This window comes from Candidatus Woesearchaeota archaeon (genome assembly GCA_030651135.1).
Classification (GTDB): Archaea; Nanobdellota; Nanobdellia; order Woesearchaeales; family JACPBO01; genus JACPBO01.
On record JAUSCS010000006.1, the window covers coordinates 722,792 to 731,608 of the forward strand.

Below are 8,817 nucleotides of genomic sequence, written 5' to 3' on the forward strand. Positions count from 1 at the left end.
TGTTGTTGATTGGCATGATTTTAATGCTGCCTGTTTCTCTAGCTATAGAAACCTCTTTCAATCTTTCTTACGATCCAAATGGCAATCTGGTCCAGGATACAGATAAATACTATGAGTACAATTCCCTTAATCAGCTGGCGAGAGTAAGGGAGAACAGCCAAAACGGAAGAATTCTTGAAGAATACGCTTACGATTATGGTGGTGACAGGGTAAAAAAAGTTTCTTATGATGAAAATAATGCCCCAACAACAACCTATTACATTGATGAAAACTTTGTAAGGGTTGTAAACAGCTCTGGAACATACGATACAAAGTTTTATTATAACAACGGGCAATTGATTGCAAGGCAGGATCCTGACGGCAAGAGGTATTATTATCATCCAGATCATCTTGGAAGCACGAATATTGTGACAGACCAGAATGGTAATATTGTTGAGGAAACAAGCTATGAGCCTTTTGGAGCCGTCATTGAAGGCGGCGAGAGCAGATTTACATTCACAGGCAAGGAAAAAGATCCAACTGGGTTGATGTATTTCGGAGCAAGGTACTATTCTCCTGCATTGATGAAATTCACGCAGCCGGATACGATATTGCAGAATGTTTATGATCCTCAATTATTGAACAGGTATTCTTATGTCAGGAATAATCCATTAAAATATACTGATCCGAGCGGGCATATTTTGGATACAATTTTTGATGTCGGATTTATAATATGGGATATTGTTGATATTGTGCGTAAACCTCTTGAATGGTCCAATTGGGCAGGCCTAGGCGGTGATGTTGTAGGGCTGTTTGTTCCGTTTGTTACAGGTGTTGGCAGGGGTATAAAGATAGCTGCTCATGCAGCCAAGGCAGCTGACAAAGCGAAGGATGCTGTAAGAATAGCCGGTAAGGCAAACGATATTAAGAAAGTAACCAAAGCTACAGGCAAGGTCAATGATGTAACCAAAGCAGTTAGAAAAGGAGAAGAGATTGCTTCAAAGGCTGTTTCAAATACAAAGGGACTTCAACATGCATATGACAAACATGCTACTGAGCTCGGGCTAGATATGTTCAGCGGTAAGTCATGGAAAAAGGAGAGAGAACTGTGGAAAGAATTTAATAAGAATATTATTGCTAACTCTGATAAAACATTTTCACATACACTTGGCGGAAATAAAGTTAGAGGATACTATAAGAAAGTTAATGGCGCAGATATTGCGGTTTTTGTTTATGAAGAAGGAAAATATAAAGGAGGTTTAGCTTCAACTTTGAAATTAAGCAAAGAACAAATGAAGAAATTCAGATTAAAATGAGCCACTACTTGCAAACATTTAAAGAATTACTTAAAAAGTATTTGAAAGGTAACTTAATAGGTAATAAATTTTACAAAGCATTTAGCAAATATTTCTATGATGAGACTTTGAAACCTCAAAATGCCAAAGAATTCAATATAATTGAAAACTTGTGGGGATACCTTGATATTTATGAGTCAAATAAGAAAAAAAGGGCAGGATATGATGTTTTGATAGGGGACGATAGACTGAGGGGGATTATTGAAGAAGCATTAGAAAAAATGAAAAAATTAGAAGAAAAAGGCGAAAAATGAAAATCAATAACAAAGCGCCGAAAAGAAAAATGCCTGTATCTTATATTTTAATAGTTGTCTGGATGTTTATTGCTGCAATAAGCCTGCTGTTCAAGCAATTCAATTTAGAAAGGCTTGAAGCCAACATGGCGCTGCTAGGCGATACAGTTGCTTTGGTTAATTATTTTGCAGACTTTCTTATTTTATTCGCTTTTATAACATTCATCTTCCTGTTATTTTTCAGAATCAGGAATACGTGGAAGTTTTTCATCTGCTTTATTGCTTTTTTGGTAATCGGAGAGCTCATCGGCGTTCTTTATACAATTGCATCAGTTGACAAGGTTGCCCAGGTTTTTAATGATACCCTTCCTTTCACAATATCCCCTTCAATGTTCATTGTATTCGGCATGATATCCTTCCTGCTGCATTTATTGTTTTATTTCATAGTTGCATTTTTCGTTTATAAAAACAGATCTTACTTCAAAAATGAAACTAAAAATTAGCATAAACAGAATATTTGCAATCCTTGTAATTTTACTAATTATATTTACACCTATTTCTTTAGCCCAGGAAACAACAGCTGCTGAAAAATCCAGCGATATTAACGACGAAACTACCGATATCGTGCATTATTCGGACAGCACTGATCCTCTTGAATCAAATGCCGAAGAAGAAACCAGTGACTTTGATTTCAGCATATTTAATACCGACACCCTAGCACAGGAAAATCCTGAAATTGCCCAGGCAGTTGCAGCATCTTCCATACAGCCTCAGGCAATAACTCCGCCAAAAGCAGACACTGTAAATGCATTGAACAAATTCGAGCCATCCGGTCAGTATTATACGGACATGTTCACAGGTTCTGCAACATACAGCTTCAGCCTTGAAGTTCCTCCTGGAGTTAATGGCTTGGAACCAAGTATAACACTAAGCTACAACCACCAACAATCAGGATCAAGAGGCATCCTGGGAAGCGGCTGGGGCTTAAGCCAGAATTTCATTTACAGGAACACAGAATATACAAGATCAGACGCATCTGATGACAAATTCCATCTGAACCTGAACGGCATGAATCTGGAACTCGTTTATGTTCCTTCTGAAGATAAATATCGTACAGAAATCGAAAGCTATCTTTATGTGGAGAAAGAAACCGGAGCAAGCAACCAGAAAGGCGAATATTGGATAGTTAAAACAAAAGACGGGACAACTTACAGGTTCGGCTATAATGCAGACTCGGAGTTTGTTTCAAACCAGGAAAATTATGTAAGCATGTGGTACCTTGATTTGGTTACAGACACTCACAGCAATACAATAAGTTATACTTATCTTGAAAATCCTTCTCCTGACCAAGCAACGTATTTGAGCAATATAGCCTACAATAATGGCGCAAATTTAATTACATTCAACTACAATTTTAATGCCCAAAATGGTTTTGACGGCTATTCATACGGAACAAAAATAAAACAAACAGCATTATTGAATAACATAGAATTAAAAAACAGCAATAAGCTCGTAAGAAAATATATATTTGATTACGACACAACAGATTATAAAAAATTCTTGAAAAAGATAAGGCAGCAAGGTAGCGATGGCGTTTCAGAACTGCCACCCATTGAATTCACATATAATGCTCTTAATAAAGGGTGGTCTGAAAACGGCTCATGGACTGTGCCGTCTGAAGCTTATTTTGGAAGCGATAAAGACATGGGGGTCAGAATCTTTGACATAAACGGAGACGGCTTCAACGATATTTCAAAAATGTACAATTCAGGAAATTTTGAATACTGGCTAAATAACAAAAATGGCTGGAGCTCAAAACAAACACAGAGCAATCCTATTTCAGAAGGCTTTGTAAATGACCTGGGGCAGGACCAGGGTGTCAGGTTCGTGGACATAAACGGCGATACAAGAGTAGATATGCTGCAGATGCTTGGCGGTTCATCAGGCGTCGGAAGGCTGGTGATCAATAAAGGAAATGGCTGGGTTCAAGGCAGCACTTCGATGCCTGCTGGCATCAGCTTTACAGAAAGAAATGTTGTAGCAACATCATGCACGCCTTCTTATTGCTCTTCAGGTTATACTGATGGCGGTGTAAGCTGTTCTGGCAGCACTTGCACGAGAACATGCTCAGCTGCTTTATGCTCAGGATCCGGGTCAGTTGTTTTTACAGATACAACATATCCTGAATGGAACGATAATGACTATGATGAGGAAGATACTGGAACTTATTTTTATCCGCAAGCAAGCAAATGCTATAAGTTTGAATATACAGGCAGCTCAAAAACGCAAAGTGATGATTCTCAATGTTATGACTTATACACAGACGATGCTTATTATTCTGGCGATTATGATAAAGATTGTGATGGAAGAGATCTTGATGCATATGCCGGGATTGGATTTGCTGGCAGCAAAACTTCATCCACATGGCTGCAAACCATACCCGGTGATGGTTCAACGTATAGCAACATCTATATAGGTAATGTAGATAATTCATATTGGCGTTATAAATATCTTTCAAGATATGGTCAAGATACCCTCCCAGATCAGGGTGGCTCCAATATAGGAGACTGGGATGGGTTTAATTATGATATCTGTGATGAAGCAGGCATGTATACGATTTACTGCGCACCCTCATATGGATCATGCAGCAACTGGGGCAAATCGCAATGCGGGTATGGTTGTGCTAATGAAGGAACAAGTGCTTTTGTAGTTTTGGGCATTTATAAGGATTATAACGGCAACTTATGGGACGCTCTTGATGACAATGAACCAGGATGCTCAAGTTCTATGGTTGATGATAATGATTACTTTGGATATGGGACTTATAAAGTAACACAATACGATACCAGCACATCATATGCCAATCAGCAATGCACCTTTATACCTTATGATTACAAAGATACAGGCGTTAGAGCCGCTGATGTCAACAGCGATGGAAAGACAGACATGATAAAAGGTACAGATGCTGAGAGAAGGACATGGATCAATACAGGAACAAGCTGGCTCGAGGATAGTACTTGGACAGTTCCATCTAATGCATATTTTATAACATCGGCTGACAGAAAAGACAGGGGCGTAAGAATAGCGGATGTCAATGGCGACGGAATGCCTGATTTAGTTAAAGGAGACACTTCAACGAGAATAACCTGGATCAACACAGGAAAAGGATGGGCTCAGGACAGCACATGGGTTATTCCGGATGGCGCTTCATTCATATCCGGCGGAAACGATATGGGTGTAGTTTTGCTTGACATAAATGGCGATTCTCTTTCCGACATAGTAAAAAGCGACGGTTCGACAAGAACGATATGGATTAACACAGGCAAAGGCTGGACGCAAGACAGCAGTTGGACAATCCCGAACGACATAACATTGAAAGGCATTGGCTCTGCAATAGACGACATCAACGGAGATGGAATGCCTGATCTAATCAAAGCAACAGATGCAAGCAACAGAAGAACATACACAAACAATGCTGCAAAAGCATATCTTCTGACAGCAATAAAAAACGGGCTTGGCGGAACTATTGCGCTTGACTATAAAAAAATAGCTGAGCTAGACAACAACCACGGCGACGGCATAAGCGACCTTCCGTTCAGCGGATGGGTTGTAAGTTCTATAACGCAGAACAACGGCCTGAGCAGCAACCAGATAATCTCTACAACAAGCTATGATTATTCCGGCGGCCTGTATGACTCAGATGAAAAAGAATTCAGAGGGTTTAATTATGTTCAGGAAACACTTGCGGATGGGACAATAACGAGGCATTATTTTTATCAGGATAAATCCAAGAAAGGGCTTGAATATTCTAGTGAGATTCTGGATAAAAACAGCGCACCTTACAAAAAAGCTGAAAATGAAATATCGTCAGAGGACAAAGGAGGCTATTACGCTGTAAAATTAGCTTCAACTACAGATTACACTTATGACGGCAATTCAGCCAATCCAAAAACAGCAAAAACAGAATTCAGCTATGATTCTTATGGAAACATGATAAAAATATCTTATTTAGGGGATACTTCAGCAGCAGGCGATGAAAAATACCTTTACAACGAATACCTTTACAACACAAATGAATGGATCATTGGCAATCCGAAGCACACATATCTGCTGGACAGCAATCAAAACAAAGTTTCTGAAAGCTGGTTCAGGTACGACAATAAGGATTATGACCAGGCTCCGACAAAAGGCGATCTGACATATGCAGAATATTGGCTCAGCACAGGATCAAACCCAACAGAAAGCTTAAGCTACGATTCTTACGGCAATGTTTTAAGCTACATAAATCCAAGGGGATACGCAACAACTTACAGCTATGATTCAACAAACACATTCTTAGCAAAAGTAACAAACGCAAAAGGCCATCAAACCAGCTACAATTATGACACTGGAACAGGAAACCTGCTCTCAATCATAGACCCAAACAGCTACAAAACAGAATATGTGTATGATGTATTTGGAAGAGAAACAAAAGAAATACTGCCTTATGATAGTGCAACCTACCCGACAACAGAAATCCAGTACAGCATTGACGGAACAGCGCCAGAAGAAACAAAAATGGTGCAGAGAGAAGAAAGCGGGACAACAAAAACATATGACGCTTACAATTATTATGATGGCTTTGGAAATATTGTTCAGACTAAAAGAGAATCTGACAGCTCGCAATTAATCACTCAAGATAAGATATACGATTCAATGTCCAGATTAAAAGAAGAAACAAATCCTTATTTTTCCAATGCAGGATATACTTCACCTTCAACTGCTGCTAAAAAAATAAGCTACACTTATGACACATTAAGCAGGATAATAAAAATAATCAATCCTGATAGCACTCAAAAGACAAGCGCGTATGATCATTGGAATAATTATATTTATGATGAAAACAGCAACAGAAAAGACTTTGCTTATGATGCATACGGCAATATAATTTTGGTTAAAGAATACAACAACGGTGAAATCTATACAACATCTTACGCTTATGATACATCAGGCAATTTAAAAGAAATCACAGACAGTAAAAACAACAAAATGATCTATACTTATGATTCGCTTGGCATAAAAATCAAATTACAGGACCCGGACATGGGAACCTGGAGCTATAGCTATGATTCAAATGGAAATTTAATAAGCCAGATAGACAATAAAGGAAATTCAATCTCATTGCAGTATGATGAATTAGACAGGATAACCATAAAGAATGCTCCTGCTGAAACAATTAATTATTATTATGATTCAGGAACAATAGGTGCAATAAGCAGAGTTCAATCTTCAGCATCAGACAACAATTTCAATTACGATCAAAGGAACAGGCTCATAAACGAGCAGAAAATAATTGCCGGAACATCATTCAGCACATTTTATTCCTATGACACAATGGACAGGCTTGTATCAAAAACCTTGCCAGACAGTTCTATAATGAGCTATTCTTATGGTGCACAAGGCCAGCTTAAGTCAATTAATAACATCCTGCCAAACATAGACTACAATGAACTTGGGCAGCAGATACAAAGAGTTTATAATAATGGCTTGGCAACAAATCTGCAATATAACTCAGATAATTACAGGCTGTCAAGATTAGCCACATCTGATAAGCAAGATCTCTCATACAGCTATGACGGCGCAGGCAATGTTGCAAGAATAATAGATGCAATAAACAGCAAAACAAGTTCATTCCAATATGATAATTTGGACAGGTTAACCAATGCCCAGCGCTTTTCAGGTTCAGTTGAGCAGCCAGTCCAGACTTCGAATATATTGTATCAATCTGATTTTGAAACAAGCAGTTCAATTGTAAATTGGTTCAAAGGCGGAATGCTGTCAGCAAGCCTTTCAAGCGCTTTGCCATCGCCAGTCAATGGCAGTTATTCCTTGGCAGTCAGCAGGTCAGGTGGAACTTTTTATGATACTTATGTGAACTTCACCGCTCAAAATGCAGGAGTCATAACACTAGAAACGAAAATATTTCCGAGAGGCAACTGGTATTATGGTTTTTCAGATGCTTCGAGTTATCCTTTGCAGGGAAAATGCTATGAATTTAGCTGCGATGCAAATAACAAGTGGTATTTTTATGATGGTTCAACCATCATTGATCTAGGTGTAAGTGGCTGCCAAGGCGGATGGTGGCAAATAAAGTTCCAAGTTAATTTAAGCAACTCCTCCGCCACTGTGGGGGACTGCAGCATTTGGATAAATGGAACAGCAGTATTGCATAAAGATTGTCACACGAGCAATTCAGTTTATTGCGATAAAGTTTCAGCATGGTTCAGTTATGATGCCGATACACAAACGAGCTATTATGACGATATGCAGATTTATGTTGAAAATAAAAACAGCATTCCGCAAAATGTTTCGAATATTACAGAAGAAAAATTCAACATCACGTACAATTATGACAGCATTGGCAATATCATCCAATTAATATCAAAATATTACAATCTCTCCTTTTCATATGGCGGAAGCCCCGTGCATGCCCCCGCCAGCATCATATATCAAAATATCACGATAGAGCAATTCAGACTCAAAGACAGCTTAGGCAATGCTGTAGCAAAGTTTGATAGTTTGGGCAATTTATGGCTAAAAGGAACTTTAACCAAGAATTCGGCATATGGCGCAACATCTAATGATGAATTCAGATTCCAAGACAGAAACGGCAATGATGTTGCCATAATAGACTTAACTACAGGGAATATGCATATCAAAGGAAGCTTATATGAAAAACAAACCACTTTGAACCCGATAGATTATAACTTTATAATAAAAGACAGCAATGACCAAATAGCTGCATTCATTGATGAATCAGGCAATATATTCCTTAAGGGAACATTAACACAAAATAGAGGTTAAAAGTAGAAAAATTTATATTGTAAGCCATATTTACATCGCAATATGGGTGTAGGGGGTTAAAAATGAGAAAAACATCAAATATGAAAAACAAAATAAAAATCTTATTTGTAGCCATTTTAATGCTGGCTTCAGTATTTTTGATCAGCGCAGGAGACATCATTTTTAAGGCAGGAAATCTGGATGTAAGCAATAATCTGGCAGTCAACACAGATACATTGTATGTTGACTCAGCTAATAAAAAAGTCGGCATCGGAACAACAAGCCCAAGAGGAAGACTTCAGATAGGAGATTTATCTTCTACATTGGGATTACCTACTTATCCTGGCGATATAATACTTGATAAAGACCCAGGCGGTTCTAATGGCATAGGAGGAATAGAATTTAGATCTTCTGTTAGCGCAGGCGGT

At 38.4% G+C, this 8,817-nt stretch carries 5 protein-coding genes; all 5 read left to right on the forward strand.

What is annotated here, in order from left to right:
* The first annotated feature begins 14 nt into the window (after positions 1 to 14).
* Positions 15 to 1,295 carry an RHS repeat-associated core domain-containing protein gene (locus Q7J54_04430; protein MDO8740787.1) on the forward strand — a complete coding sequence of 427 codons (1,281 nt, stop codon included), beginning with the start codon at positions 15 to 17 and terminating at the stop codon, positions 1,293 to 1,295.
* Positions 1,292 to 1,588, forward strand: coding sequence for a hypothetical protein (locus Q7J54_04435; GenBank protein ID MDO8740788.1), 297 nt, complete (start codon positions 1,292 to 1,294; stop codon positions 1,586 to 1,588). Before Q7J54_04430 ends, Q7J54_04435 begins: the two co-directional genes overlap by 4 nt.
* Positions 1,585 to 2,070: a hypothetical protein gene (locus tag Q7J54_04440; GenBank protein MDO8740789.1), complete on the forward strand. Its 486-nt coding sequence runs from the start codon at positions 1,585 to 1,587 to the stop codon at positions 2,068 to 2,070. The genes Q7J54_04435 and Q7J54_04440 overlap by 4 nt, the downstream gene beginning before the upstream one ends.
* The gene (locus Q7J54_04445) at positions 2,054 to 8,410 is read left to right on the forward strand and encodes a toxin TcdB middle/N-terminal domain-containing protein (GenBank protein ID MDO8740790.1); all 6,357 of its coding nucleotides are present in this window, start codon (positions 2,054 to 2,056) and stop codon (positions 8,408 to 8,410) included. Before Q7J54_04440 ends, Q7J54_04445 begins: the two co-directional genes overlap by 17 nt.
* A gap of 62 nt (positions 8,411 to 8,472) precedes the next feature.
* Positions 8,473 to 8,817: hypothetical protein (locus tag Q7J54_04450; GenBank protein ID MDO8740791.1), on the forward strand; the 345-nt coding region annotated here is incomplete at its 3' end.